Here is a 26,564-nt window from a genome sequence, read left to right as displayed (position 1 = left end):
CTGGATAACAGTAACAATATGAGCGTTGATATTAGCAATTTCCCCAACCTGGCCCTCGCGGACACTCCGGTCGAGCTGCGTTCCTTGCCCAAAGATCGGCTGCCGGTGCTGTGCAACGAGCTGCGCGAATATCTGCTGCGCTCTGTCAGCCGCTCCAGCGGACACTTTGCCTCCGGTCTCGGCACGGTCGAACTGACCGTCGCCCTGCACTACGTCTACAACACCCCGTTCGATCGGCTGATCTGGGATGTGGGCCATCAGGCCTATCCCCACAAGATCCTGACCGGGCGCCGTGATCAGATCCACACCATCCGGCAGAAGGATGGTCTGCACCCCTTCCCCTGGCGTGGCGAGAGTGAATACGACGTGCTCTCCGTCGGCCACTCCAGCACTTCCATTGGTGCGGCGCTCGGTATGGCGGTCGCCGCCGAGAGTGAAGGGCTGGGTCGCAAGGTCGTTGCAGTGATCGGTGATGGTGCCATTACCGCAGGGATGGCCTTTGAAGCGCTCAACCACGCCGGCGATGTTCACAAGGACATGTTGGTGATCCTCAACGACAACGAGATGTCCATCTCCGAGAATGTCGGGGCGCTCAACAACCATCTGGCCCGGGTCATGTCCGGCAAGCTCTACACCACCATCCGCGAAGGTGGCAAGAAGGTGCTGGCAGGCCTGCCACCGGTCAAGGAGCTGGCCAAGCGGGCCGAAGAGCACCTCAAGGGGATGGTGGTGCCCGGCACCCTGTTCGAGGAGTTCGGCTTCAACTATATCGGCCCCATCGACGGTCACGATATAGAAGCGCTGGTCGAGACCCTGCGCAACATGCGCAATCTCAAGGGCCCTCAGCTGCTGCACGTCAAGACCAAGAAGGGCAAGGGTTACGAGCCGGCGGAGAAAGACCCCATCGGTTATCACGCTGTGCCCAAGTTCAATCCGGACGAGTGTTCCCTGCCGAAAGCGAGCGCCGCCAAACCAACCTTCTCCGCCATCTTTGGCCAATGGCTGTGCGACATGGCCGCCAAAGACGAGAAGCTGGTCGGCATCACCCCTGCCATGCGAGAAGGCTCCGGGCTGGTGAAATTCAGCCAGCAGTATCCGGATCGCTACTTCGATGTGGCCATTGCCGAGCAACATGCAGTCACGTTCGCTGCCGGTCTTGCCATCGCCGACAAGAAGCCAGTGGTGGCCATCTATTCGAGCTTTCTGCAGCGCGCCTACGATCAGGTGATCCACGACGTGGCGCTGCAAGATCTGCCGGTGCTATTCGCCATCGACCGGGCCGGTCTGGTGGGCGCCGACGGCCCGACCCATCAGGGAGCGTTCGACATCAGCTTCCTGCGCACCGTGCCCAACATGGTGGTGATGACGCCATCTGACGAGAACGAGTGCCGCCAGATGCTCTATACCGGCTATCTTCAGCAAGGCCCTGTCGCCGTGCGTTACCCCCGCGGCAGCAGTCTGAGCGATTCCCCCATCTCGTCAGAGATGCAGGCACTGGAGCTCGGCAAGGGACGTATCCTGCGAGAGGGCAAGGGTACCGCTATTCTGGCCTTTGGCACCCTGCTGCACCACGCGAAAACGGCCGCCGAAGCGCTGGATGCCACCCTGGTGGACATGCGCTTTGTCAAACCGATGGATGAGGCGCTGGTGCTGTCGCTGGCGGCCAGCCACGATCACTTCGTCACCATCGAAGACAACGCTATCATGGGCGGCGCCGGTTCGGCGGTGAACGAGCTGCTGATGCGCAATAAACAGTGCAAGCCGGTACTCAACCTCGGCTTGCCGGATCGCTTCGTGGAACAGGGTACCCAGCAGGAGGTCTATGCCCTGCTTGGTCTGGACGATGCAGGCATCCAGCGCAGTATCGAAAGCTGGCTGAAAGCCTGATAACGCTTAAAGCTATCAAGCAAAAGAAGGGCGCCTCACTGGCGCCCTTCTTGTTCTTCATAATCTAGAACCTGTTCAAGAACTGTTGCGAGAAGTCCGTCAACAAGGTAAAGAGCAGCGCAGGAACCGGAGTATATGTGAATACATGAGGATTCCGAGCAGCACATGAGCCTTGATCACGGCCTCGCAGTAAGTTCTTGCGCAGGTTATCAACCTTTGTAGATCTTGGGGTTAAACACATCCCGCAGCCAGTCGCCCAGCAGGTTGATGACCAGCACCAGCACCACCAGACAGATTCCCGGGAAGGCGGTGATCCACCAGGAGCCGGAGAAGATGTAGTTGAAGCCGACGCTGATAAGCGAACCGAGCGAGGGCTGATCAACCGGCATTCCCAGACCGAGGAAGGAGAGTGCCGCCTCGCTCATGATGGCGTTGGCCACCTGCACGGTGGAGATCACCAGAATGGGCGACAAACAGTTGGGCAGAATGTGGCGGAACATGATGCGCGGGGCGCGGAATCCCATCACCTTGGCTGCTTCCACATACTCCTTCTTCTTCTCCGCCAGCACAGAGGCGCGCACGGTACGGGCATACTGCGGCCACTCGGCGATACCGATGATCACCACCAGCATCATGATGGCGAACTTCGAGTAGAACTCGGAGCCAAAGGTTGCCTGAAAGATGGCGGAGATGATGATCGCCACCATCATGGTGGAGAACGACAACTGCACATCGGCAAAGCGCATCAGCAGGTTGTCGATGCGGCCACCGAAGTAACCAGCAATCAGACCGATGACGATACCAAGCACCAGCTGCAGCGCCACCGCAAACAGGCCGATGGTGAGGGAGATACGGGCGCCATAGAGAATGGTGCTCCAGATATCCCGCCCCTGGTTGTCGGTGCCGAGCCAGAAGCGCTCCTCACCGCCTTCGAGCCAAGAGGGGGGCAACTCGGCATCCATCAGATCAAAACTGGTCTGGTCATAGACGTTGTGCGGGGCGAGCCAGGGCGCCAGCAGCGCCGCCAGCACGAACACCACAAACACCGCAAAGCTGAACATGGCTACCTTGTCCCGCAGGAAGTAGTAGACGATGTCAGAGTTCTTGAATCGTGCCCAACGGCTTGGGCTTGCAGTTACAGCATTAGTCATGCGCTTACCCCTTGGCAGTCAGGTTAACGGTCGGGTTGATCAACCCGTAGAGCAGGTCGACCAGGGTATTGGTCACCACGAAGATCAGTCCCACAAAGATGACGTAGGCGGTGATCAGCGGCGTATCGACCCGGTGGATCGCCTCAAGGAACAGGAAGCCGGTGCCCGGCCACTGGAACACGCTCTCGGTCAGAATGGTGTAGGCCACCATGGTGCCGATCTGCACCCCGCCGACGGTAATGACAGGCAGCATGGTGTTTTTGAGAGCGTGCTGATAGTAGACCTTGTTGTTATCCAGACCTTTGGCGCGGGCGAACTTGACGTACTCGGAGGAGAGCTGCTCCAGCATCTCGGAGCGCACCAGCCGGATAAACAGCGGCAGCATGATGGAGGAGAGGGACACAGCAGGCAGGATCAGGTGCTTGATGCCATCCCAGGTGAAGAAACCCGACTCCCAACCCAGCAGGTTGCGGGTTTCGCCGCGGCCATAGGCCGGCAGCCAGCCCAGCTGGATGGAGAATAGGTACATCAGCATGATGGCGGTCAGGAACACCGGGATCGAAATGCCGATACTGCTCCCCGCCATGATGATCTTGGTGGGAATGCTGCGCGGGCGGATCGCCGAATAGACACCGAGTGGAATGGAGACCACCACGATGATGAGCGCGGCGGCAAACACCAGCTCAAGGGTAGCCACCAGCTTGTCGAGGATCACCTCGAGAGCGGGTCGCTTGAAGAAATAGGAGGTGCCCAAATCCCCATGCACCGCATTTTTCAAAAAGCGGCTGTATTTGATGAGGAAGGGATCGTTAAGGCCCATCTTCTCGCGCAACTCGTGACGCTGGGCTTCGGAGACGGATTGTCCCACCAGCTCGCGCAACGGGTCACCCAGGTTGTCCTGGATGGAGAAGGCGACCAGGCTGATGACGAACATCACTATCACGGCCTGATAGAACCGTTTCAGCAGGAATGTAAACATGCTTGTCCTTCTACGTGGCCTGTGTCGTGGCACAGGCTTCTGTTAGTGGGCGGAGTGGCCAGCTGACCACCCCGCCCCGTCCTTCCTTGCGACGTTCTCTTACTTGCTGACCACCAGGTCACCCAGGTAAGGGAAGTTCATCACGTTGACCACCGGCTTGATATCGACGTTCTTCTTGGCGCCATAGGCCAGATCTTCCCAGTGCAACGGCACATAGGCAGCATCTTCGATCACCATGGCCTCGACCTTCTTCAGCATCTCGGCACGCTTGGCCGGATCGGTCTCGGCGTTGGCATCCATCACCAGCTTGTCAGCTTCGGCGTTGGCATAACCGGCGCAGTTGTACTGGCCCATACCGGTCTTGGCATCCTTGGTGAAGGTCAGGAACTCGAAGAAGTTCGCAGTATCTTCGGTGTCGGAGTGCCAACCGATCATCTGCATGTCCGCGGCACACTTGTCAAACTCGGGCCAGTACTGGGCTACCGGCATGGTCTTCAGATCCACCTTGATGTTGATCTTGGCCAGCATGGCAGAGACCGCCTGGGCAATCTTGACGTCGTTGACGTAGCGGGCCGCGGGGGCAATGAAGGTCATCTTGAAGCCTTTCTCGTAACCGGCCTCTTTCATCAGCTCCTTGGCCTTGGCCAGATCATATTGGGGCACCAGCGCCTCGTTGTGACCGGCATAGCCTTTCGGGCTCAACTGGCCAGCAGGGGTACCGAAGCCCTTGTTGATCTTCTCGACGATACCCACCTGGTTGATGGCGTAGTTGATCGCCTGACGCACGCGCTTGTCTTTCAGCGCCGGATTGGTGTTCTGGTTCAGCTCAATGATGATGGCACGGGTACCGGACAGGGTAACCAGCTGGGAGTCCTTGCCATTCTTCACGCGCTCCAGATCGTTCGGCGCAACCGGATAGATCATGTCCACGTCGCCACCCAGCAGGGCTGCAACACGGGTCGCATCTTCCTTGATCGGCACCACGGTCAGGTTCTCGACGTTACCCTTGGAGGCCTTGTCCCAGTAGTTGGCGTTGCGGGCATAATCGAGCTTCACACCCTGCTCGCGGAACTTGACGGTGAACGGGCCAGTACCGGAGACGTGGGTAGAGGCAAAGGAGTCGCCATTCTTGACGATCTCGGCCTTGTCTTTGCCCGCTTCGGTCTTGCCGGTGTAGAACTTGGAGTCCATCGGGAAGATGTAGGTGACGGTCTGCAGCACCAGCGGGAAGGGCTTGGCGGTAATCAGATCGACGGTGTAGTCATCGACCTTCTTCACTTCGCTGATGGGATCGAAGATCGCCTTGAAGTCGACGGAGGATTTCAGGCGGTTGACGGTCCACACCACGTCGTCAGCGGTGAAGTCGTTACCGGAGTGGAACTTGACCCCTTTGCGCAGGTGGAAGCGGACGGTCTTGTCGTCAATACGCTCATACTTCTCGGCCAGACGGGGCTCGAACTGCAGGTCCTGGGTGTAACGCATCAGGGGATCGAATACCAGGTGCGACATCTCCAGGGTCTGACCGGAGAGCTGCTCCTGCGGATCCAGCGAAGTGGCGTCAGAAGCGACACCCACCTTGATATCAGCGGCTGAGACACTGAAGGCGAAACCGGCGGCAAACAGCGCCAGGGCAATCTTGGACAATCCTTTCTTCATCTTGTTCTCCATGCTTTTGGCTTTCTTATGACACTTTTTTTGACAAGCAGACCGGCGCACCGGCGCTCTCCTAGCTTGCGATTTCCAGCCCCTCGCGGGACATTCCCTTGAACTCCGGCATGAGGGAGATCAGCTTGCGGCTGTACTCATGCTCGGCATTGGTAAAGAGTTTCTCGGTCTCGGCCACTTCCACCAGATGACCGTGCTGCATCACCCCGATGCGGTCGCACATCTGGCGGATCACCGGCAGATCGTGGCTGATGAACAGCATGGTGAGCTTGAGCTCCTGCTGCAAATCCTTGAGCAGGTTGAGGATCTGGGCCTGCACCGACACATCCAGCGCCGAGGTCGGCTCGTCGCAGATGAGGAAGCGCGGGCGAGTGGCCAGGGCGCGGGCAATGGAGATGCGCTGACGCTGACCGCCGGAGAACTCGTGGGGATACTTGAGGCCAGCACCACGACCGAGACCCACGTGATCCAGCAGATCGCCGACGATCCCCTCGATCTGGCTCTCGCTGCTCGCCAGCTGATGGAAGCGGATCGGCTCGGCAATGATGTCGCGCACCTTCATCCGCGGGTTCATCGACGAATAGGGGTTCTGGAACACCATCTGCATCTGGCGACGCAGCGGGCGACGCTCGCGCTCGCTCTTGAGAGCGGTCAGATCGATCCCCTCAAAGAAGATTTTGCCGGTATCAGGCGGATAGAGACCGGTGATGGCGCGGGCAATAGTCGATTTGCCGGAGCCCGATTCCCCCACCAGACCGAAGGTCTCCCCTTCGAAGATCTCGAAGCTGATGTTGTTGCAGGCGCGCACATACTGGCGGCGGCTCGGGAAGATGGAGTCCTTGGTGACGAACTTCAGATCGACGTTCTCCACCCGCAGCAGCGCCCCTTCATAGGCACGCTCGTCCTGACTCTGGCCAAGCCAGTGGGTCTTGAGGTCAATATTGGTATCCGGCGCACTGGCATCCTCGATATAGGAGACCAGCGGGAAACGCACCAGCTTCACGTCGGAGCGAGGTACCGCCGAGATGAGGCTGCGGGTATAGGGGTGATTGGGGCTGCCCAGTACCTGTTCGGTCAGGCCGAACTCCACCAGATCGCCGCGATACATCACCGCCACCTTGTCGGTAACGTTGGAGACCACCCCCATGTCGTGGGTCACCAGCATGCAGCCCACCTGACGCTCTTTGCAGAGGGCGCGGATAAGCTGGAGGATCTGATCCTGGATGGATACGTCGAGCGCCGTGGTCGGCTCATCGGCGATGATCAGCTCCGGATCGCAGGAGAGCGCAATGGCGATAACCACCCGCTGACGCATGCCACCGGAGAACTGGTGCGGATACTGCTTGATACGCAGCTCCGGCTGCGGAATACCCACCGCCCCCATCAGCTCCAGCGCCTTGGCAAAAGCAGCTTCGCGAGAGAGGTCGGTATTGGCCAGAATGGTCTCCACCAACTGATGCTCAACGGTGAACAGCGGGTTGAGGGAGGTCATGGGGTCCTGGAAGATGAACCCGATACGGGAGCCACGGATGGCCCGCATCTCGTTCTGGCTCTTGCCGGAGATGAGCTCGCCATTGAGATAGATATCGCCACGGGCGATGCGACCCGGCGGGCTCAGGAGGTCGATAACGGCGTTGCCGATGGTGGACTTGCCGGCGCCGGATTCACCGACCACCCCGACAATCTCACCCTTTTCGATAGAGAAAGAGAGATCCTTCACCGCGGCCAGCACCCCGTAGCGGGAGGGGTACTCGATCCGCAAGTTCTTTACTTCGAGCAAGGACATGTTTACCTCTGCGGGGGACATCCGTCCCAAATAATTCGTCCGTAAATCAGCCGCAGATGCCGGTTGTTACCTTGGGCAATATTTGCTCAATCCATGAGGCAGCGAAACCAGCGATCCGGGCGGGTTTTTTGCATTTTTTTGGAATAACCCGCGAGTAACTTAGACGGTTTGACCACGGGTGTAAATGATTGAGTTATACAATTCCGCAATGTTTTGTGCAGATAACCACCAATTCGGCAGAGATAAATGATGATTTTCATCACACAAATGGCCGGTGCGTCCGCACATCTATTGGTATCATTACTTTAATTTCAACAACAACGCAACAAGCAGCATTTATCACTATTTCCAAAACGATCACCAGCCCCGAATGAGTAGTGAATATTTATGTGAAATGGATGATAAACGGCAGCATATGCCGATGAATGAAAATTAAGCAGATATAAATCGGGGGATGCCAGAACGGTCATCCCCCGGAAGATGGCTCTCAACCGAGCCAGAATGCCAGTAATTGCATACAAAACAGGGCGAACAGGCCGGCGATCAGATCGTCCAGCATGATGCCCAGGCCACCGTGGATCCGGCGATCAAACCAGGAGATGGGCCAGGGCTTGAGCACATCAAACAACCGGAACAGCGCGAATCCCGCCACCACCCACTCCCAACCGGCTGGCGCTGCGATCATGGTGACGCCAAAGCCGATCACCTCGTCCCAGACGATGGCGCCGTGATCCGGCATACCGATGGCATCGGTGGCGCTCTGGCAGATACGAATACCGACCACAAAACCCACCGCCAGCAAGGCGATAAACCAGTGGGTCGGCAGCCCGCTCACCAGCAGGTAGAGCGGAATGGCCGCCAGGGTGCCCATGGTGCCCGGCGCCTTGGGGCTGAGACCGGAACCAAACCCCACCGCCAAAAAATGAAGCGGATTTTTCAGATCCAGTCGTGTCAGCTCGAGCTTTATCCTGAACAAACTCATGCGAAGTGATCCCACCCTTTCAGTTGCAACTCGACCGCCTGGTCGCCACGCAGGTAGTCGATGCCCGGCTCGCCCGCCACGATGCGGCCGATGCGGCTGAACTTGACCCCGCTGTGGGCCAGCGCCGTATCGAGCGCGCCGCGGTGCTCCTCCGGTACGGTGAAGCAGAGCTCATAGTCATCGCCACCGGCCAGCGCCAGTTGCCACGCCTCCTGCTCGCTCACCGCATCCTGCAGCACCGGTGAGAGCGGCAGCAGATCGAGATCGATCTGGGCACGCACACCGGACGCCTTGAGGATATGGCCGAGATCCGATGCCAGACCATCGGAGAGATCCAGCGCACTGCCCGCCAGCCCGCGCAGCGCCTGTCCGGCCAGAATGCGGGGATGGGGGTGGTCGAGCCGTGGCAGCACGGCAGCCAGCTGGTTCTCGTTGAGGGTGCGTTTGCCCAGCAGGTGGGAGAGCGCCAGCGCGGCATCACCCAGAGTGCCGGTCACATAGATGCCGTCACCGGCTTTGGCACCGCTGCGCATCAGGGCGCGACCGGCAGGCACCGACCCCTTCACCGAGATGGTGATGGAGAGCGGCCCGCGGGTCATGTCTCCGCCCACCAGCGCCACGTTGTAGTACTCGGCCAGTTCCAGAAACCCTTCGGCAAAACCGGCAACCCAACCTTCGTTGATGGCAGGCAGGGTCAGCGCCAGCGACACCCAGCGCGGCTCGGCCCCCATGGCGGCGAGATCGGAGAGATTGACCGCCAGCGCCTTGTAGCCGAGATCCACCGGATCCATGTCGGGAAAGAAGTGTACGCCGCTCACCAGAGTGTCGGTGCTCACCGCCAGCTGGGTATCGGTGGGCAGGGTCAGCAGGGCACAGTCATCTCCAGGGCCCATCACCACGTCCTTGCGGGCGTGGGGGACCTTGAAGTACTTATCAATCAGCTCAAATTCACCCATACAGTAAAAAGCCAGCAATAAGCTGGCTCCTCTCTTAGATGCTGACGGACAGCAGGATCAACGCTTGTTCAGCGATTTGATCACCTTGTCCAGTACACCGTTGACAAACTTGTGGCTGTCATCGGCAGCAAAAGCTTTGGCCAGCTCGATCGCTTCGTTGATGACCACGCGCGGCGGTACATCATCACGACGAGTCAGCTCGTAGGTCGCCAGACGCAGGATCGCCTTGTCCACCATGTCCACTTCTTCCAGCGGACGGGAGAGGAAAGGTGCAAACACCTTGTCCAGCTCGCTGCAGTGGAGGGCTACCCCGAACAGCAGATCGCGGAAATAGTTCAGGTCTACACCCTTGGTGTCCTGATCGATCTTGAACTGCTCTTCGATGTCACCCACGTTAGCCTTGGTCATCTGCCACTGGTAGATGGCCTGGGTGGCGCAATGGCGGGCTTTACGGCGCTCAGACGGTTTCAATGTACTTCTCCTCGTTACACGTCCAGTTCTTTCAGGACGTTGATCATTTCGAGCGCTGCCAGTGCAGCCTCTGCACCCTTGTTACCCGCCTTGGTACCTGCACGCTCGATGGCTTGTTCAATGTTTTCAGTGGTCAGCACACCGAAGGCAACGGGAATTTCATATTCCATCATTACCTGGGCCATGCCCTTGCTGTTCTCGTTTGCCACCAGGTCGAAGTGGTAGGTGCCGCCACGGATGACAGTACCGACCGCCACGATGGCATCGTATTGACCACTCTTGGCCAGCTTCTTGATGACCAATGGCATTTCAACCGCGCCCGGCACTTTTACCAGTGTCAGGTTGCTGTCCTGCACTTGACCTTGACGCTTCAGTACGTCCACCGCGCCGTTCACCAGACTGTCGTTGATGAAGCTGTTGAAACGGGCAACAACAATAGCAACGCGCGCCTCAGGAGCGGCGATATTTCCTTCGATAACCTTCATTGGAAATCCTGTATCTGTGCAATCAAAAGGGCCGGAGTCAAAAGTGCGCACATTCTAGCACAACAGACCCACGACAAAAACCATGGCCGCAATAGACGGCCATGATCGCGATGTAACCAGTCCAGCGCACTTGCTCGCCGGTAAATTCCACGACTTCCAGACCGAAACCGCCCGGAAGGGGATGGTACTTCTCTGGTGGAACTTTACTCGCCTACGTACTCAACCACTTCCAGACCGAAACCACCCGGAAGGGGATGGTACTTCTCTGGTAGAGCTTTACTCGCCGACGTACTCAACCACTTCCAGACCGAAACCACCGAGGGCATGGTACTTCTTCGGCGAGCTCAGCAGACGCATCTTGCTCACGCCAAGGGCCTTGAGGATCTGGGAACCGACCCCCACCCGGCGAGAAGTGCCCTGCCACTTGGCTCCTTCCGGCGCCAGCCCCTTGTCGGCGGCTTCAAAACCCTTGACCCGGGCCAGCAGCTCGGCGCCATGGGATTCCGCCCCCAAAATCACCAGCACGCCGCCTTCGCTGGCAATGCGGGCCATGGATTTGGGCAGCGGCCAGCTGCGGGCTGCATGGCGGTCGGTCAGCAGCAGATCGCTCAGCACATCGTGCAGATGAACCCGCACCAGGGTCGGCTGGTCGGCCTGCACCTCACCCTTTTTCAGGGCGAAGTGAACCTGATTGTCGATGGTGTCGCGGAAGGTGATGAGGTCGAACTCGCCAAACTCGGTCGGCAGCTTGCACTCTGCCACCTTCTCGACTGTGGTCTCGTGCTGGTTGCGGTACTCGATAAGGTCGGCGATGGTGCCGAGCTTGATGCCGTGCTCCTCGGCGAAAATCTCCAGATCCGGACGGCGCGCCATGGTGCCATCTTCGTTGAGGATCTCGACGATGACGGCGGCAGGCTCGAAACCGGCCAGACGGGCCAGATCGCAGCCCGCTTCGGTGTGACCGGCACGGGTCAGCACGCCGCCATCCTGCGCCATCAGCGGGAAGATGTGGCCCGGCTGCACCAGATCGGCCGCCTTGGCATTGGGCGCCACAGCGGCCTGCACGGTCACCGCACGATCGGCGGCGGAGATACCTGTGGTCACCCCTTCTGCCGCCTCGATGGAGACGGTAAAGGCGGTGGAGAACTGGGCATTGTTGCGATCCACCATCAGCGGCAGCGCCAATTGCTTGCAGCGATCACGGGTCAGGGTCAGGCAGATGAGGCCACGGCCGTAGCGGGCCATGAAGTTGATATCCTCCGGACGGACGCAGGAGGCGGCCATGATGAGGTCCCCTTCATTCTCCCTGTCTTCGTCATCCATCAGGATCACCATTTTGCCAGCCTTGATATCGGCAATGATTTCCTGGGTTGTGCTCAGCGCCATGGGCTACTCCATCAGTGTGCTTGGGGGTTGAGCCAGCAGGCTCAACGCAAATGCGAGTGTATGTTGCTCTAGATTGGGGCTAGCGGCTCCATTTCAATCAGAGCGGGATCACAGAAAATCGTTTTGGGGGCCAGATTCAGCGCTCACCGTCAGAGAAAACCGGCCTTGGCCAGCGTCTCCATGGTCAGGGTCGAGGCGCTGCTCTCCTGACTTTTTCCCATCATCAGCCGCTCCAAATAGCGGGCGATTTGATCCACCTCGAGGTTGACCTTATGGCCCGGCTTCCAGCTGGCGATGGTGGTCTCCTGGGCGGTGTGGGGCACGATAGTCAGGCGGAAAAGGTCCCCCTGTACCGCGTTGACGGTGAGGCTAATGCCATCCACCGCAATGGATCCCTTCTCGGCGATATAGCGGGAGAGCTCGCCCGGCGCCTTGATCCAGTACTCGATGGCGCGGCCGCTGCTGGAGACGCTTTTCACCTCCCCTACCCCGTCCACGTGGCCGGAGACCAGATGGCCGCCGAGGCGGGAGGTGGGCATCAGCGCCTTCTCGAGATTGACCCGATCGCCCACCTTGGCGGCAGCAAAGCCGGTTCGGGAGAGGGTTTCCAGCGACACGTCGGCGGTATAGCTCTTGTCGCCGAGCGCAACGACGGTGAGGCAGACGCCGTTGGTGGCGATGGAGTCGCCCAGTTTGACGTCGCTAAAATCCAGACCTAGTGAGTGGACGGTGAGGGCCATGTCATCGCCCTGACGGCGCAGTTCGGCCAGGGTTCCCACCGCTTCGATAATTCCGGTAAACATGCAGATCACCTTGCTGATGACGGGGGCTGATTATGCCCCCTTGAACATTGATAAATCAGGCTATTTTGGCGGTAATGCGAATATCCGGCCCCACCATGCGCACGTCCTTGATGGCGAGCTTGGGCGCCTGGAACAGCCGGGTCAGGCCCGGCAGATGGAACAGGCCGCGCCCTTCGTCACCCATCAGTTTGGGTGCCTGATAGAGCACCAGCTCATCCACCAGCCCCTTCTCCAGCAGAGCGCCGCAGAGCCGCGGGCCCGTCTCGACCAGTACCGAGTTGACGTTCTGCTTGGCCAGCAGCATGAAGAGGCTGACCAGATCCAGCTTGCCATCCAGCAGCGGCAGCTCCAGCTGCTGCACCCATGCGGGCCACTCGCCGGACGCCTTGTGACGGGCCAGCAGCACCGGGCTCTCGCTCTGGAACAGAGGCAAGTCGGGTGTGAGGCGGTTTTGCGAATCGACGATAACCCGCAGCGGCTGGCGCAGGGTCTCCTTGGGATAACTTACCTTGACCGAGGGAGGCAGCTCGTCCCAGCGCACGGTCAGGGAGGCACCATCGGCCAGCACGGTTTCAGCGCTGGAGAGCACCGCATCGTGGCGGGCCCGCAGCCGTTGCACGTCACGGCGCGCATCCGGGGAGGTGATCCACTGGCTCTCGCCGCTCGCCATGGCGGTGCGGCCATCGAGGCTGGCCCCCAGCTTGACGGTCACCCGCGGGAAGGCGGTACGCATCCGCTTGAAAAAGCCCGGGTTGAGCGCCTCGGCTTCGCTCGCCAGCAGGCCGAAATCTGTCTTGATCCCCGCTTCGGAGAGCATGCGCAGGCCACGTCCACCCACCTGGGGATTGGGATCGACCATGGCCGCCACCACCCGCGCTACGCCAGCATTGATCAGTGCCTCGGCGCAGGGGGGAGTACGACCATGATGGGAACAGGGTTCGAGAGTTACATAGGCGGTAGCGCCACGGGCGTTGTCACCGGCGGCGCGCAGGGCGTAGACCTCGGCATGGGGCTCGCCCGCCTTCTGATGCCACCCTTCGCCAACCACCACGCCATCCTTGACCAGCACGGCGCCGACGCAGGGGTTGGGGGCCGTGGTGTAGCGGCCGCGGCGGGCCAGTTCGAGGGCCCGACTCATCCATTGGTAATCATCTTGACTAAACATTCGGGCTCCTTTGACAACACATCTCGGCTTTACGCAGTATCGTAGGTTCGATTAGCGCAGCGTAATCGGACGCGGCAACATGGGTGAGAATGGCGGTTTACTTCTCCAGCTTGGCAATATCTTCACCGAACTCGCGAATATCTTCGTGTCCTGAGGTAGAGAGGGGCGAAGCGGATATCCACTTGCCCATCAGATACCATCATTTCTCCAATTTGGCGATCTCTTCGCCGAACTCGCGAATATCTTCGAAGCTGCGATAGACGGAGGCAAAGCGGATATAGGCCACCTTGTCCAGACTCTTGAGCTCATCCATCACCAGATTGCCCACCAGCTCGGAGGCAACTTCACGTTCGCCGGTAGCGCGCAGACGGGATTTGATATGGTTGACCGCCTTTTCGATGGCCTCCATGCTCACCGGCCGCTTCTCCAGCGCCCGCAGGATACCGGCGCGCAGCTTGTCTTCATTGAACGGCTCGCGGGAACCGTTGGACTTGATGACGCGGGGCATCACCAGCTCGGCCATCTCGAAGGTGGTAAAACGCTCGTGACAGAGCAGACACTCACGACGGCGGCGCACCTGATGACCTTCTGCCACCAGACGAGAATCGATCACCTTGGTATCAACCGCACTACAGAACGGGCAATGCATCGGACCTCCGGTGTTAATAGAACAGGGACCGGCCCGGCGGGCCAGGATCTAGGTCGGCCAGTGTAACACGGCCATCCAAAGCCGGTAAAAGCCAGAAAAAACAATGCCACCCGCAGGTGGCATTGGTCTCAAACCGGATGGTCTGGCTTATCAGCCATAAACCGGGAAGCGGCGGCAGATATCCAGCACCTTCTCGCGTACGGTGGCCAGCACGGCATCATTGTCGTGGTTGTCCAGTACGTCGCAGATCCAGTGGGTCAGCTCGATGGACTCGGCTTCCTTGAAACCACGGCGGGTGATGGCCGGGGTACCGATCCGCACACCGGAGGTGACGAACGGGGAGCGCGGGTCGTTGGGCACTGAGTTCTTGTTGACGGTGATGTTGGCTTTGCCCAGCGCCGCGTCAGCATCCTTGCCGGTCAGCTCGCGACCGATCAGGTCAACCAGCATCAGGTGGTTGTCGGTACCGCCGGAGACGATCTTGTAACCGCGCTCGATAAAGGTCGCGGCCATCGCCTTGGCGTTTTTCACGACCTGAGCCTGATAGGTCTTGAACTCCGGCTCCAGCGCCTCTTTGAAGGCAACGGCTTTACCGGCGATGACGTGCATCAGCGGGCCACCCTGACCACCCGGGAAGACGGCGGAGTTGAGCTTCTTGTAGAGCTCCTCGTCGTCAGCAGCAGAGAGGATCAGACCACCGCGCGGACCGGCCAGGGTCTTGTGGGTGGTGGAAGTGACCACGTGCGCGTGGGGAACCGGGTTCGGGTAGACGCCAGCGGCAATCAGACCAGCCACGTGAGCCATGTCGACGAACAGGTAGGCACCGACCTTGTCGGCGATTTCGCGCATGCGGGCCCAGTCAACGATACCGGAGTAGGCGGAGAAGCCACCGATCATCATCTTCGGCTTGTGCTCGACAGCCTGGCGCTCCATGTCGTCGTAGTCGATTTTGCCGGACTCGTCGATACCGTAGGGGATGATGTTGTAGAGCTTGCCGGAGAAGTTGACCGGAGAGCCGTGAGTCAGGTGACCGCCGTGGGCCAGGTTCATGCCCAGTACGGTGTCGCCCGGCTGCAGCAGAGCCATATAAACGGCGCTGTTGGCCTGGGAGCCTGAGTGCGGCTGCACGTTGGCGTAAGTGGCACCGAACAGCTCTTTGGCGCGCTCGATGGCCAGGGTTTCAACCACATCCACATACTCGCAACCACCGTAGTAACGCTTGGAGGGGTAACCTTCGGCGTACTTGTTGGTCAGCTGGGAGCCCTGGGCTTCCATGACACGGGGGCTGGTGTAGTTCTCAGACGCAATCAGCTCGATATGCTCTTCCTGACGACGGGTTTCGTCTGTGATGGCCTGCCACAATTGCGGATCATAATTGGCGATGGTCATGTCACGTTTCAACATCCGTTTCTCTCCTGAAAATCGTTTGCGCGTTAGGTGAAGTGGGCGCGGGCATTGTAACGTGAGCTGGATCAAAGAGACAGTCCAACCACCTAAAAAAATGTTGAATTTATGTTGTAAAAAGCAAGATTCCCTCCCCGTTCAATACCCTGGCCGCTCCGCCAAACGGCACATTTTTCATCCCGTGGTGGGCGGGCAAAACCCGAAGGGGATCACAACGCCCTCTTTATCCATCCTGTAGCATATTCATTCGAAACAAATTTAATGATGATGGAGCTGATTGCAGCCATGCATCCGAGGGGCTGCACCTAACCGGAGGAGTTCAAGATGGACCATCTGCTGACATTCGTGATCCTGGCGGTCTTTTTTCTGTTCTACTGGGTCTACTACACCAGCCAACGCAAGCATGTCCCCACCACCTCGTGGGAGCAGCTCCCCACCAAAGCCGACTATCTGGTGGCCCACCCTGAATCAGTCGATGGCGATATCATCTTCTGTTATCACTGCGGCCACCATGAGTTGCTGGAGGTGGGCATGGTACACCTGACAGATTTTCGCCGGGAATGGGTCTGTGCCAAGTGCAAGCAGGTGCTGTTTCGCGAGATCGAATAAACGGCGCAGGGGCTGGCTACCCTCCCTAAACGCCGTACATCGCCAGCAGGGATCAGGGCTGCGCATCCCTGTTGGCCGCCAACCACTGCTGCAACCCGCTCACCGCCGCGTCAAATTGCGCCCCGATTGCCGCAGGCTCACCGCATCCCGCCTCAAGAGCCGCACAGTGGCTGGCAAATTCGGTCAACCCCAGCGCCAGCGCACTCCCCTTGAGCTTGTGCGCCAGCTGACGTTGCTCACTCCCCTCACCCTGAGCCAACTTATCCACCAACACCCGCCCTTGCGACTCAAACAGCGCGACCAGCTGGCGGATCCGCGCCATGCCGAGCAGGGGCAGATCGGCGTCCAGCACCGGATTGGTCCACTCGGGTTGGTTAGTTGGGGGCGCGGCTGCAGGTAATTGCACCTGTGGCTCGATAGAAGCGCCCTCTTGCCGAAACAGCTGATCGATGGCGTTCGCCAGCACCGCCAGCCGCACCGGCTTGCCGACAAAATCGACGAAGCCGGCGGCAAGGCAGTGGCGGATATCCTCCGGATACATCTGGGCCGAGATGGCGATGGCGGGCAGCGACCGCTCATGCATCTCCTCGCTGATGGCGGCCAGATCCTCGCGCAGGCTCATGCCGTCCATATCGGGCAGATTGATATCGAGCAGCGCCAGCTCGAAGGGGCGCGCAGTCACCAGCGCCAGCGCGCTGCGGCCATCCTCCGCCAGGGTGACGCGATGGCCGAGGCGGGTCAGCATGCCGTGCGCCACCAACCGGTTGATCTCGTTATCCTCCACCAGCAGGATGTCACGGGACTGGCCAAGGTGCAGCGGTTGCGCCTCGGCGGGCAGCTGGGCACTCGAGCGTTGCAAGGGCAGGCTGAAGCTGAATTCACACCCCTTGCCCGGTTCGCTGACAAGGCTCAGCTCGCCCCCCATGGCGGCCACCAGCTTGCGGCTGATCGCCAGTCCCAGCCCGGTGCCGCCCTGATGGCCTATATCACGCTTGCGCTGGCGAAACGCCTCGAACACCGCATCCTGCTCATCGGCCGGAATGCCGGGGCCGGTATCGCGCACCACAAACAGGATGCAGGGTTCGGCGCAAGGGCCTTGGCAGGCAAGAGGCGCCACCGTCAGGGTAATCTGGCCACGGGCGGTAAACTTGACCGCATTGCCGAGCAAGTTGCCGAGCACTTGCCGCAGCTTGCCCAGATCCCCCTCGACCACAGGCGCCAGCCCGGGCGCATATTCCAGCGCCAGAGTGACCCCCTTGGCCGCAGCCTTTGGCCGAAACAACGCGCTGAGCTCATCCACCAGCTGGAACAGGGGGAAGGGCTCACGGCGCGCCTCCACATGGCCCGCCTCGATCTTGGAGTAGTCGAGAATGTCGTTGAGGATCTCCAGCAGGGATTCGCCGCTGTGTTCGATGGCGGCCAGATAGCGCTGCTGGGTATCGCTCAGGTGGGTATCTTCCAGCAGTGTCAGGCCCCCGAGAATGCCGTTCATAGGGGTGCGGATCTCGTGGCTCATGGTGGCGAGAAACACCGACTTGGCGCGGTTGGCCTGTTCTGCCTCGGCGCGGGCCTGCCGCTGCTTCTCCACCTCCTCATTGAGCCGCTCGTTGGCGTGGCTGAGCTGGCCGGTGCGCTCCTCGACCCGCGACTCCAGCTCGCGCTGATAACGGCCCAGCTCAACCGCATTGTCACGAAACACCTGCAGGGCCCGCCCCAACTCCGCCAGCTCATCGCGCCCGGTACTGGCGATCGGCTCAAGGGGGGCCAGATCCCCGCGCGCCAACCGGCTCATCCCCGCCACCGCCCGTTGCAGCGGCCAGACGATCCGGCCGTAGACCATGCGCCACATCAACAGCATCAGCAGTAGCAGCGTAAGCAGGCCAATGCCCATCAACGCCTGCTCCAGCAGCCTGAGGCGCTGACTTAGCGCCTGCTGGCTCTGCCCCAGCGAATCGCGGGCACGGCTGACCAGCTCACCGACCTGCTGATTGAGGCTGCTCATCAGGGCGTCGTTGGCGCTGGCCAGCACCCGCAGTGCCTCCCCCTTGCCGAGCCAGTCGCTGCGCAGTTGCACCAGCTTGTCACTCTGCGCCAGCACGGTCAGCGCCTGCTCCACCGCCTGACGGCGAGCCGGATCGGTCACCGCCCCGGCTCGCAGTTGCAAGATAGCCAGCTCCCGCAGCCCCTCTTGCAATAGCGTTTGCAACTGTTCCTGTCGTTCGCTGCGCCACATCTCCTCGATGCGCTGCTGCTGCATCAGGGTACGATGACGCAGCTCGGTCATCTGCTCCAGCCAGTCGAGATCCTGCTCCAGCAGGCGGTCTAGCGTCCGGGTCGCCTGCGCGCCTTGCTGTTGGTAGAGGGAACCCAATCCCGCCACCATCACGGTTTCGGCGTTCTCCATCTGGCTGCGCGCCAGCTCGGCGATCTGCCCGGCTGCCGCCACCAGACGGGCCCGCTGCGCTTCACCCTGCGTCATCAGGGTCAACCGCTCCCCCACCAGCCAGCCCTGCTGGCCCAGATTGCCGATAATGCTCTGACTGAGCTGATCGAGGCTTGTTGAACCCTGCCCACGGCCGAGTTGAGCCAACACCTGCTGCAGCTGTTGCCCCTGCAGGGTGAGCAGGCGTCCCTGATGCTCCCGCTCCTGCTCGCTGGTTGCGGTGGCCAACAGCCGTGACGCGCTCTGGATCTCGCCGCTGAGGCGAGAGAGCGTGCGGGCCAGCTCCTGATCGGCCAGAGTCTGCTGCACCCCTTGCTCCAGCTGGCGCAGATGGCTAAGCCCCACCCAGCCCAGCAGGGAGGCACTCAGGGTCAGCAACGCCATCAGGGAGAAGGCCAGCAGCAACTTGCCACCCAAGCCGGAAAAGATTCTCACGGGAAGTCCCTTGGTTGTGGTCGGCTTTGACCGGATAATATGGCCCAACACTTTAACAAAACCCCTGACCATGCGAAGCGTCTATCTCTCCCCGTTGTTGCTGATCTGGTTACTAATGCTTCCCCGCGCCGCCCTCGCCTTTGCGGTCGATATCTGGCGCGGCGGCGAATTCAGCGGCCAGCCGGTGCGCCAGCAGTGGCCGGAACCCGCAGCGGCAACCAAACCGCTGACCCTCTGTGCCCTCTACCCCCATCTGCGCGACGCCTACTGGCTTTCGGTCAATCAGGGCATGGTGGACGAAGCGAAGCGGCTGGGAGTGAAGTTGCAGATCCACGAAGCGGGAGGTTACGGCGCCCTCGTCGAGCAGCGCCAGCAGTTGCAGCGCTGCGTGCAGGAAGGGAGCGACGCCATCTTGCTCGGCGCCGTGAGCTATCAGGGCTTGCGCGAGGCCATCAAGGTCACACCGCTGCCGGTCTTTGGTCTGGTCAACGATCTGCCCAGCGGTCTGGTGCAGGCCAAGGTGGGGGTCTCCTGGTACCAGATGGGCTGGCAAATCGGCCACTGGCTGGCGCAGCGCCACCCCGCCGGTAGCAAACCGGTCTCGGTTGCCCTCTTCCCCGGCCCGCAGGCGAGCGGCGGCAACAACTTCGTCGAGCCGGGCTTTGCCGATGCCATCAAGGGGAGCGCCATCAAGCTGGTCACCACCGAGCGCGGCGACAACAGCCGGGAAATCCAGCGCACGCTGGTGCAGCAGACGCTGGCCCGCTATCCCGGCCTCGACTATCTGGTGGGGGGCGCCATCGCAGCTGAAGTGGCCGTCAACGAACTGTCACAGCGCCATCTCGACAGGCCCCAGGTGCTGAGCACCTACTTCAGCCACGGGGTACAGCGGGGCCTGCGCCGGGGCAAGATCCTCGCCGCCAACAGCGATCAGATGCGGCTGCAGGGGCGCCTTGCGGTCGCTCAGGCGGTCTGCCTGCTGCAACACCCTGATGCCAATGCCGAGCAGTGCCCTCGGGTGATGGGGCCACCCATTCTGACGCTGTCTGCGCCGCTGGCCGACCCCGCCGATTCCCTCTCGGATGGCGCTTTTCGTCCCGTCTATCGGGTCGAATAGCCGTTCCAAATCCGATCAGCACACTCAAGGAGAAGAGATGAAAGAGTTACATGCCAGCTGCCTGTGCGGCGCCGTCGCCCTGACCCTGCCGGATCAGTTCGACTACATGGGTAACTGCCACTGCAGCGAATGCCGCAAGTTTTCAGGGGGAGATTACGCCTCGGTCGGCGGACTGGATGGCAACAAGGTCACCATAGTGAAGGGGGAAGAGGCCATCGGCCGCTACAGGAAATCGGCAGAGACCACACAGGCCTTCTGTCGTCACTGCGGCTCCAGCCTGTTCAGCCAGAAGAGCAGCAGCGGCAAGATCAACCTGCGCCTCGGGGTACTGGACGATGTGCCGAGCCAGCGGCCCGCGTTTCACATCTTTGTCGGCTCCAAGGCGCCCTGGCACCAGATTGGCGACGACTGCCCGCAATTTGATACTCGCCCGCCGGTCTGATACCCGGTCAAACAGGTCAAGGCCACCGTAACGGGATCAGGAGGCTATCTCACCGGCAAACAGATAGCCTTCACCATGGACGGTCACAAACAGCTGGGGATCCCGCGGATCCGCTTCCATCTTGCCGCGCAGCCGCCGGATCAACACGTCTATGGTGCGATCGCTCGGGCCATCGCCGCGATGGCTGATGAGGGTCAGGATCCGCTCCCGACTGAGCACCCGCCCGGCATGGGCGACAAAGGCCACCAGCACTTCATATTCGGCCTTGGTCAGACGCACCGGCACTCCGTCCTTGCTGAGCTGACGGCGGGGAATATCAAAACGCCAGGGGCCAAAGCGCACCGCATCGTCAGCCACCGCAGGCTCGCTCGGCGCGGCGGCCGCCAGCGAGATCCGCCACAGCAGATTCTTGACCCGCACCAGCAGTTCCCTGAGCTCGAACGGCTTGGTGACATAGTCATCGGCCCCCATCTCGAGGCCGACAATCCGGTCCACCGCATCACTGCGGCCGGTGACCAGAATGATCCCCACCGTGCTGCGCGCCCGCAGTTCACGGGTCAGCAGCAGACCATCTTCTCCCGGCAGGTTGATATCCAGCATCACCAGATCGACCGTCTGTTCCGCCAGCACGGCGCGCATCTCCTGGCCGTTTTCGACCGCCGTCACCCGATAGCCCTCCCGCTCGAAATAGCCGGTCAGCTTCTCGCGGGTAACCGCATCATCTTCAACAACCAGAATGTGGTAGCTCATGGGCAGGGTTCACGATGGTCGACAAGGGAGGATTATTCTATTCACATTTTGTCATAAATACCCCTATTTCATTAATTTGTGGCGGCAGCTCTGTTCACAACGCCTCCCTATCATGGCTCCCATCAAAAAAGTGATGTGAGAGAGCATGATGAAAAAACTGTGGCACTTCCTGCGCACCCCCAGCCGTCGCTGGTCGGTACTGGCGCTGCTTCTGGTGGGCGTCGGCGTCACCCTCGCGGGCACCGTCGGCCTGCACTATGGCTTTGAGAAAACCAGCAGCCTCGAATTCTGTATCTCCTGCCACTCCATGAAAGACACCGTCTATCCGGAGTACAAGGAGTCCATCCACTTCAAGAATGCCTCAGGGGTACAGGCGGTCTGTACCGACTGTCATCAGCCGAAAGATTTCGTCGGCAAGGTGGCCCGCAAGATGGAGGCGGCCAACGACCTCTATCAGGAGTACATAGGCCACAGCATCGACACCCAGGAGAAGTTCGAGGACCGGCGCCTGCATCTGGCCGAGAAGGTGTGGGCGCGGATGAGCAGCCAGAACTCCAAGACCTGCAAGTCCTGCCACAGCTACGACAACATGGATCACGCCAAGCAGTCCCAGGCGGCAGCGCTGGCGATGAAAGATGCGGCGGCGAAGAACATGAACTGCATCGAGTGCCACAAAGGCATCGCCCACGAACTGCCCAACATGGCGGGCGGCTTCCGGGCCACTTACGCCACCCTGGTCAACGACGCGCAAGAGGCGCCAGCCACCGAGACCCTCTACAACCTGGGTGAAAAAGATCTCTACGCCAGCGAACAGAGCACCGACCCGGTCGGCAAACTGCTGCCCGCCTCCCGCATCGACGTCGTAGACCGCAGCGGCGATCGCCTCAAGGTAACCATCGAAGGGTGGCGCGAGAGCGATGGCAAGGGCCGGGTGCTGAGCGAATACATGGGCAAGCGGGTCTTCGTCGCCACCATCCGTGACGAACTGAAAGCGAGCGAGAAAGTGCTCAAGCAGGAGACCGACAGCGCCACCCATATCAAGTGGGAGCAGGTTCAGGTGCAGGCCTGGGTCGATGGCAAGGGCTTTGAGTCCTCGCTCAAGCCAATCTGGGATTACGCCGGCGAGATGTACAAATCCACCTGTAACTCCTGCCACGGCGCGCCGGATCCCGCTCACTTCACTGCCAACGGCTGGATTTCGGGACTCAAGGCGATGTCTGCCTACTATCGCCTGAGCAAGGAAGAGGAGCGCACCCTGCTCAAATACCTGCAAAACCATGCCGCCGATACCGGTGGTCAGGACAGCCACTAAGTCCGGATTCGAAAGAGGAATAACAAGATGATCAATATTTCCCGTCGTGGTTTTCTGGGTGGCTTGCTGGCCAGCGGTGCCTCTGCCCTGATCGGCCCCTCCCTGCTCGGTCGCGCCGTGATGGCCGCCGAGTCTGGCGACAAGCTGGTGCAGTCCGGCTCCCACTGGGGCGCCTTCCGTGCCCGGGTGGTCGATGGGCGCTGGGTCGAGACCCTGCCGTTCGAGCATGACAAGCACCCCACCGACATGCTCAAGGCCTTGAGTGAGGTGGTCTACAACCCCTCCCGCATCCGCTACCCCATGGTGCGACTAGACTGGCTGCGCAAGGGCCACCAGTCCGACACCAGCGAACGCGGCCAAAACCGCTTCGTGCGGGTCACATGGTCCCAGGCGCTGGACTTCTTCTATCACGAGCTGGAGCGGGTGCAGAAGACCTATGGCCCGAGCGCCCTCTATGCCGGCCACTCCGGCTGGCAGTCGGTGGGCAAGCTGCACTCCGCTGGTGCCATGCTGGGGCGCGCCATGAACCTGCACGGCACCTATCTGGCCAAGGCCGGTGACTACTCCACCGGTGCCGCCCAGGTAATCCTGCCCCACGTGGCGGGCGCCATGGAGGTGTATGAGCAGCAGACCTCCTGGCCGCTGGTGCTGGAACACAGCAAGACCATCGTCATCTGGGGCTCCGATCCCATCAAGAACCTGCAGGTGGGCTGGCTGGTGCCGGATCACAGCGTCTACGACTACTGGGCGCAGCTGAAAGAGAAGGTGGCCAAAGGTGAGATCAGGGTGATCAGTGTCGACCCGGTCAAATCCAAGACCCAGAAGTACCTCAACTGCGATCAGGTGACCCTGAATCCGCAAACCGACGTACCGCTGATGCTGGGCATCGCCCACACCCTCTACAGCGAGAAGCGCCACGACGAGGCGTTCCTGAAGAACTACACCACCGGCTTTGACAAGTTCCTGCCCTACCTGCTGGGCACCAGCGATGGTCAGGTGAAGGACGCCGAGTGGGCCGCCGCCATCTGTGGCGTACCAGCCGAGACCATCCGCGAGCTGGCCCGCACCATGAGCAGCGGCCGCACCCAGCTTATCGGCGGCTGGTGCGTGCAGCGCATGCACCACGGCGAGCAGTACGCCTGGATGCTGGTGGTTCTGGCCTCGATGATTGGCCAGATCGGCCTGCCGGGGGGCGGTTACGGCTTTGGCTGGCACTACAACGGGGCGGGCACCATCACCTCCAGCGGCCCCATCATGTCAGGTTTCAGCTCGGTCATTCCCGGGGTCAAGCCGCTCCATGACGGCGACTGGAAGGGCTACTCCAAATACATTCCGGTGGCCCGCTTCGTCGACTGCATCCTCAATCCGGGCAAGCAGATCGCCTTCAACGGCCAGACCATCACCTACCCCCACATGAAGATGGCGGTGTTCTGCGGCAACAACCCGTTCCACCACCAGCAGGATCGCAACAAGATGGTCGCCGCCTGGCGCAAGCTGGAAACCGTGGTCAGCATCGATCACCAGTGGACTGCCAGCTGCCGCTTCGCCGATATCGTGCTGCCCGCCACCACCACCTATGAGCGGGATGACATCGAGCAGTGGGGATCTCACTCCAACGCGGGCATTCTGGCCATGTACAAGGTGGTGGAGCCGCTGTTCGAGGCGCGGGATGACTACGACATCTTCGCCGATCTCTGCCGTCGCTTCGGTCGTGAGGCCGAGTTCACCGGCGGCAAGAGCAAGCTGGAGTGGATCCAGAGCATCTATGACGACGCCCGCCTGCAGGGCCGCGGCATCGGCATTCGTCTGCCCCGTTTCAGCCAGTTCTGGCACGGCGAAGGCTTCGTCACCTTCCCGGCGGGCCAACCCTGGGTGCGCCACGAGTCGTTCCGTCAGGAGCCGGATCTGGAGCCACTGGGCACCCCTTCCGGCCTTATCGAGATCTACTCCAAGACCATCGCCGACTACGGCTATGGGGATTGCCCGGGCCACCCGGTCTGGATTGAACCCTACGAGCGCTCTCACGGCGGGCCGGGCAGCAAACAGTACCCGCTGCACCTGCAATCCTGCCACCCGGACAAGCGGCTACACAGCCAGCTCTGCTCCTCCGACAACTACCGCGCAACCTACACGGTGCAGGGTCGCGAGCCTGTCTATATGAATCCGCAGGATGCCAAATCCCGCGGCCTCAAGGACGGCGATCTGGTGCGGGTGTTCAACGGTCGCGGTCAGGTATTGGCCGGGCTGGTGGTGAGCGATGACTACGCCCCCGGCGTGGTGCGCATTCAGGAAGGAGCCTGGTATGGCCCGCAAGAAGGTGGCAAGGTGGGGACGCTCTGTACCTACGGCGATCCCAACGTGCTGACCGCCGACATCGGCTCCTCCAGCCTAGCGCAGGCCACCACGGCCCATACCGCGCTGGTGGAGATCGAGAAGTTCCGCGGACAGGCGCCCGCCGTCACTGCCTTCGGCGCGCCGGAATCGGCCAAGGGCATCGACCCCATGTTCCCGGCACTCTGACCCCAAGGGGACGAAAGCGACCCCTTGAGTTTCCTTTATTTTTAAAGTCGTTAGAATCGGGAGCCATCAAGGCTCCCGATTGCCATCCACGGAGGAAAAATGCAGGAATTTATGGCTACCAGCGAACGCCGGGCCGAACTCTACTGGTGGTTCTCCACCCTGTTCGCCGCCGAACTCAGTGATGAGCAGATCGCCGAATATGACACCTATGATGTGCGAAGCTTCCTGAAAAGCCTCTCCACCCTGGATCCGATGCGCGAAGCCGTGGCCGAACTCAACGAGGCCATCGCCCGCCTGCTGGTGCGCCCGGATCGCCAGCTCGAACTCGCCGCCGACTTCGCCGGCCTGTTTCTGGTGGATCCCAAACAGGGCGCCCTGCCCTACGAATCGCTCTATCGTGGCGATGCCAAGCTGCTGATGCAGGCCCCGATGGCCGAGATGCAGGCCCGCCTCGATCGCCTTGGTATCAATGTCAGCGATAAATACAAAGAGCCTGCCGACCATCTGGCCATCGAGCTGGATTTGATGGGCAATCTCATCATCCGTGCGGCGGAAGCCAAGAGCGCGGCCGAGCGGGAACGCTGGCTCGATGAGCAGGAAGCGCTGCTGCACGGCCATCTGCTGGGCTGGTTTGACAAGTTCGAAAGCGCCTGTCGCGCCGCCGACCGGTTTGGCTTCTACGGCGCCAGTGCCCGTCTGCTGGGGGTCTTCCTCAAGATGGATGCCAACTACCTCTCTCTGGTCAAACCGGCACCGTCCGCCGACTGAGGCCGCGATGAAGACAGCCCTGCTTCTGATTGCATGCTGGCTGCTGGCCCTGATCCCGCTGGATCAGGGCATTACTCCCCTGATCGCGCTGCTGTTCAACCCGGATCGCGAGCTCTACGGCACCGCCCAGCTCACCGGCTTTGCCGGCATCCTGCTCACCCTCTACCTTGCCAATCTCGGCGTCGAGGTGGTGTTGCGCCGCCGCTTCCAGATTGCCGGCATGCTGGCGCTGCTGGCCGCCTGGATCGACTTCATCAACAGCAGTGGCAGCGAGTCGCACTTCCTGCTGCTCTATCTGCTCGCCCTCCCCTTCCATCTGCTCGGCTGGCTGGTATTTGTGCGCGGTATTCAAGCATTTGGCCGAGAGAAAGGCTAAAAAACAGCCAATAATATTGCAAA

At 60.7% G+C, this 26,564-nt stretch carries 23 protein-coding genes; 8 read left to right on the top strand and 15 right to left on the bottom strand.

All coding sequences use genetic code 11. The annotated features are described in order from the left end of the window. Positions 1-18 precede the first annotated feature (18 nt). Positions 19-1,887, top strand: a complete 1,869-nt coding sequence (gene dxs, locus G5221_RS17185; RefSeq protein ID WP_227341279.1) for a 1-deoxy-D-xylulose-5-phosphate synthase — start codon at positions 19-21, stop codon at positions 1,885-1,887. A 209-nt stretch (positions 1,888-2,096) separates the two neighbouring features. Here the strand turns inward: dxs and G5221_RS17180 are convergent, their stop codons facing one another. From G5221_RS17180 to glyA, 13 genes are all read right to left on the bottom strand, one after another. After that, a complete protein-coding gene (locus tag G5221_RS17180) occupies positions 2,097-3,038 on the bottom strand; it encodes an ABC transporter permease (RefSeq protein WP_019445927.1) in 942 nt (313 codons plus the stop codon). Between the two features lie 4 nt (positions 3,039-3,042). Next, positions 3,043-4,017: an ABC transporter permease gene (locus G5221_RS17175; protein ID WP_005343520.1), complete on the bottom strand. Its 975-nt coding sequence runs from the start codon at positions 4,015-4,017 to the stop codon at positions 3,043-3,045. Positions 4,018-4,116: 99 nt separating this feature from the next. Further along, complete coding sequence (locus tag G5221_RS17170; RefSeq protein WP_164536188.1) at positions 4,117-5,673, bottom strand: ABC transporter substrate-binding protein; 1,557 nt, start codon at positions 5,671-5,673, stop codon at positions 4,117-4,119. 70 nt (positions 5,674-5,743) lie between these two features. Beyond that, positions 5,744-7,468 (bottom strand): dipeptide ABC transporter ATP-binding protein, encoded by a 1,725-nt coding sequence (locus tag G5221_RS17165; protein ID WP_100654430.1) that lies wholly within the window; start codon positions 7,466-7,468, stop codon positions 5,744-5,746. Positions 7,469-7,955: 487 nt separating this feature from the next. Further along, positions 7,956-8,450 (bottom strand): phosphatidylglycerophosphatase A, encoded by a 495-nt coding sequence (locus G5221_RS17160; protein WP_227341281.1) that lies wholly within the window; start codon positions 8,448-8,450, stop codon positions 7,956-7,958. Beyond that, the gene (gene thiL, locus G5221_RS17155) at positions 8,447-9,406 is read right to left on the bottom strand and encodes a thiamine-phosphate kinase (protein ID WP_227341283.1); all 960 of its coding nucleotides are present in this window, start codon (positions 9,404-9,406) and stop codon (positions 8,447-8,449) included. Before thiL ends, G5221_RS17160 begins: the two co-directional genes overlap by 4 nt. A 57-nt stretch (positions 9,407-9,463) precedes the next feature. Beyond that, positions 9,464-9,877: a transcription antitermination factor NusB gene (gene nusB / locus G5221_RS17150; protein WP_005343514.1), complete on the bottom strand. Its 414-nt coding sequence runs from the start codon at positions 9,875-9,877 to the stop codon at positions 9,464-9,466. 14 nt (positions 9,878-9,891) lie between these two features. Beyond that, a complete protein-coding gene (gene ribE, locus G5221_RS17145; RefSeq protein WP_005338866.1) occupies positions 9,892-10,362 on the bottom strand; it encodes a 6,7-dimethyl-8-ribityllumazine synthase in 471 nt (156 codons plus the stop codon). A 276-nt stretch (positions 10,363-10,638) separates the two neighbouring features. After that, the gene (gene ribBA, locus G5221_RS17140) at positions 10,639-11,748 is read right to left on the bottom strand and encodes a bifunctional 3,4-dihydroxy-2-butanone-4-phosphate synthase/GTP cyclohydrolase II (RefSeq protein WP_206900404.1); all 1,110 of its coding nucleotides are present in this window, start codon (positions 11,746-11,748) and stop codon (positions 10,639-10,641) included. A gap of 149 nt (positions 11,749-11,897) precedes the next feature. Beyond that, positions 11,898-12,551, bottom strand: coding sequence for a riboflavin synthase (locus G5221_RS17135; protein ID WP_421263618.1), 654 nt, complete (start codon positions 12,549-12,551; stop codon positions 11,898-11,900). A gap of 55 nt (positions 12,552-12,606) precedes the next feature. Next, complete coding sequence (ribD, locus tag G5221_RS17130) at positions 12,607-13,716, bottom strand: bifunctional diaminohydroxyphosphoribosylaminopyrimidine deaminase/5-amino-6-(5-phosphoribosylamino)uracil reductase RibD (RefSeq protein WP_421263617.1); 1,110 nt, start codon at positions 13,714-13,716, stop codon at positions 12,607-12,609. Between the two features lie 199 nt (positions 13,717-13,915). Continuing rightward, the gene (gene nrdR / locus G5221_RS17125; protein WP_005338880.1) at positions 13,916-14,365 is read right to left on the bottom strand and encodes a transcriptional regulator NrdR; all 450 of its coding nucleotides are present in this window, start codon (positions 14,363-14,365) and stop codon (positions 13,916-13,918) included. Positions 14,366-14,515: 150 nt separating this feature from the next. Next, on the bottom strand, positions 14,516-15,769 hold the full coding sequence (glyA, locus tag G5221_RS17120) for a serine hydroxymethyltransferase (RefSeq protein ID WP_040068624.1): 1,254 nt from the start codon (positions 15,767-15,769) through the stop codon (positions 14,516-14,518). Between the two features lie 324 nt (positions 15,770-16,093). Between glyA and G5221_RS17115 the strand changes: the two genes are divergently transcribed. Beyond that, positions 16,094-16,378 carry a hypothetical protein gene (locus G5221_RS17115; RefSeq protein ID WP_005343504.1) on the top strand — a complete coding sequence of 95 codons (285 nt, stop codon included), beginning with the start codon at positions 16,094-16,096 and terminating at the stop codon, positions 16,376-16,378. Positions 16,379-16,430: 52 nt separating this feature from the next. Here the strand turns inward: G5221_RS17115 and torS are convergent, their stop codons facing one another. After that, a complete protein-coding gene (torS, locus tag G5221_RS17110) occupies positions 16,431-19,256 on the bottom strand; it encodes a TMAO reductase system sensor histidine kinase/response regulator TorS (protein ID WP_227341287.1) in 2,826 nt (941 codons plus the stop codon). Positions 19,257-19,326: 70 nt separating this feature from the next. On the opposite strand from torS, the gene torT reads away from it, so the two are divergent. After that, the gene (gene torT, locus G5221_RS17105) at positions 19,327-20,373 is read left to right on the top strand and encodes a TMAO reductase system periplasmic protein TorT (RefSeq protein WP_227341288.1); all 1,047 of its coding nucleotides are present in this window, start codon (positions 19,327-19,329) and stop codon (positions 20,371-20,373) included. Between the two features lie 37 nt (positions 20,374-20,410). Then, complete coding sequence (locus tag G5221_RS17100) at positions 20,411-20,815, top strand: GFA family protein (RefSeq protein ID WP_227341290.1); 405 nt, start codon at positions 20,411-20,413, stop codon at positions 20,813-20,815. 36 nt (positions 20,816-20,851) lie between these two features. Here G5221_RS17100 and torR read toward each other — a convergent pair whose 3' ends face one another. After that, a complete protein-coding gene (torR, locus tag G5221_RS17095; protein WP_042080622.1) occupies positions 20,852-21,565 on the bottom strand; it encodes a two-component system response regulator TorR in 714 nt (237 codons plus the stop codon). Between the two features lie 145 nt (positions 21,566-21,710). Between torR and torC the strand changes: the two genes are divergently transcribed. The 4 genes from torC (at position 21,711) to G5221_RS17075 (ending at position 26,541) form a co-directional block, all read left to right on the top strand. Next, positions 21,711-22,877 (top strand): pentaheme c-type cytochrome TorC, encoded by a 1,167-nt coding sequence (gene torC, locus G5221_RS17090; RefSeq protein ID WP_227341292.1) that lies wholly within the window; start codon positions 21,711-21,713, stop codon positions 22,875-22,877. A gap of 27 nt (positions 22,878-22,904) precedes the next feature. Then, positions 22,905-25,397: a trimethylamine-N-oxide reductase TorA gene (gene torA / locus G5221_RS17085; RefSeq protein ID WP_227341294.1), complete on the top strand. Its 2,493-nt coding sequence runs from the start codon at positions 22,905-22,907 to the stop codon at positions 25,395-25,397. A 99-nt stretch (positions 25,398-25,496) separates the two neighbouring features. Next, on the top strand, positions 25,497-26,165 hold the full coding sequence (torD, locus tag G5221_RS17080; protein WP_042060061.1) for a molecular chaperone TorD: 669 nt from the start codon (positions 25,497-25,499) through the stop codon (positions 26,163-26,165). A gap of 7 nt (positions 26,166-26,172) precedes the next feature. Next, on the top strand, positions 26,173-26,541 hold the full coding sequence (locus G5221_RS17075; protein ID WP_227341296.1) for a hypothetical protein: 369 nt from the start codon (positions 26,173-26,175) through the stop codon (positions 26,539-26,541). The last annotated feature ends 23 nt before the right edge of the window (positions 26,542-26,564 follow it).

It is taken from the genome of Aeromonas sp. 602200, assembly GCF_049173895.1.
Lineage (GTDB): Bacteria > Pseudomonadota > Gammaproteobacteria > Enterobacterales > Aeromonadaceae > Aeromonas > Aeromonas veronii_A.
This window is presented reverse-complemented; position numbering and strand designations above follow the sequence as displayed.

Excerpts from the sequence above, each read along its gene's own strand:
- dxs (WP_227341279.1), top strand. The coding sequence starts at position 19 with ATGAGCGTTGATATTAGCAATTTCCCCAACCTGGCCCTCGCGGACACT.
- G5221_RS17180 (WP_019445927.1), bottom strand. The coding sequence starts at position 3,038 with ATGACTAATGCTGTAACTGCAAGCCCAAGCCGTTGGGCACGATTCAAG.
- G5221_RS17175 (WP_005343520.1), bottom strand. The coding sequence starts at position 4,017 with ATGTTTACATTCCTGCTGAAACGGTTCTATCAGGCCGTGATAGTGATG.
- G5221_RS17170 (WP_164536188.1), bottom strand. The coding sequence starts at position 5,673 with ATGAAGAAAGGATTGTCCAAGATTGCCCTGGCGCTGTTTGCCGCCGGT.
- G5221_RS17165 (WP_100654430.1), bottom strand. The coding sequence starts at position 7,468 with ATGTCCTTGCTCGAAGTAAAGAACTTGCGGATCGAGTACCCCTCCCGC.
- G5221_RS17160 (WP_227341281.1), bottom strand. The coding sequence starts at position 8,450 with ATGAGTTTGTTCAGGATAAAGCTCGAGCTGACACGACTGGATCTGAAA.
- thiL (WP_227341283.1), bottom strand. The coding sequence starts at position 9,406 with ATGGGTGAATTTGAGCTGATTGATAAGTACTTCAAGGTCCCCCACGCC.
- ribE (WP_005338866.1), bottom strand. The coding sequence starts at position 10,362 with ATGAAGGTTATCGAAGGAAATATCGCCGCTCCTGAGGCGCGCGTTGCT.
- ribBA (WP_206900404.1), bottom strand. The coding sequence starts at position 11,748 with ATGGCGCTGAGCACAACCCAGGAAATCATTGCCGATATCAAGGCTGGC.
- G5221_RS17135 (WP_421263618.1), bottom strand. The coding sequence starts at position 12,551 with ATGTTTACCGGAATTATCGAAGCGGTGGGAACCCTGGCCGAACTGCGC.
- ribD (WP_421263617.1), bottom strand. The coding sequence starts at position 13,716 with ATGTTTAGTCAAGATGATTACCAATGGATGAGTCGGGCCCTCGAACTG.
- nrdR (WP_005338880.1), bottom strand. The coding sequence starts at position 14,365 with ATGCATTGCCCGTTCTGTAGTGCGGTTGATACCAAGGTGATCGATTCT.
- glyA (WP_040068624.1), bottom strand. The coding sequence starts at position 15,769 with ATGTTGAAACGTGACATGACCATCGCCAATTATGATCCGCAATTGTGG.
- G5221_RS17115 (WP_005343504.1), top strand. The coding sequence starts at position 16,094 with ATGGACCATCTGCTGACATTCGTGATCCTGGCGGTCTTTTTTCTGTTC.
- torT (WP_227341288.1), top strand. The coding sequence starts at position 19,327 with ATGCGAAGCGTCTATCTCTCCCCGTTGTTGCTGATCTGGTTACTAATG.
- G5221_RS17100 (WP_227341290.1), top strand. The coding sequence starts at position 20,411 with ATGAAAGAGTTACATGCCAGCTGCCTGTGCGGCGCCGTCGCCCTGACC.
- torR (WP_042080622.1), bottom strand. The coding sequence starts at position 21,565 with ATGAGCTACCACATTCTGGTTGTTGAAGATGATGCGGTTACCCGCGAG.
- torC (WP_227341292.1), top strand. The coding sequence starts at position 21,711 with ATGATGAAAAAACTGTGGCACTTCCTGCGCACCCCCAGCCGTCGCTGG.
- torA (WP_227341294.1), top strand. The coding sequence starts at position 22,905 with ATGATCAATATTTCCCGTCGTGGTTTTCTGGGTGGCTTGCTGGCCAGC.
- torD (WP_042060061.1), top strand. The coding sequence starts at position 25,497 with ATGCAGGAATTTATGGCTACCAGCGAACGCCGGGCCGAACTCTACTGG.
- G5221_RS17075 (WP_227341296.1), top strand. The coding sequence starts at position 26,173 with ATGAAGACAGCCCTGCTTCTGATTGCATGCTGGCTGCTGGCCCTGATC.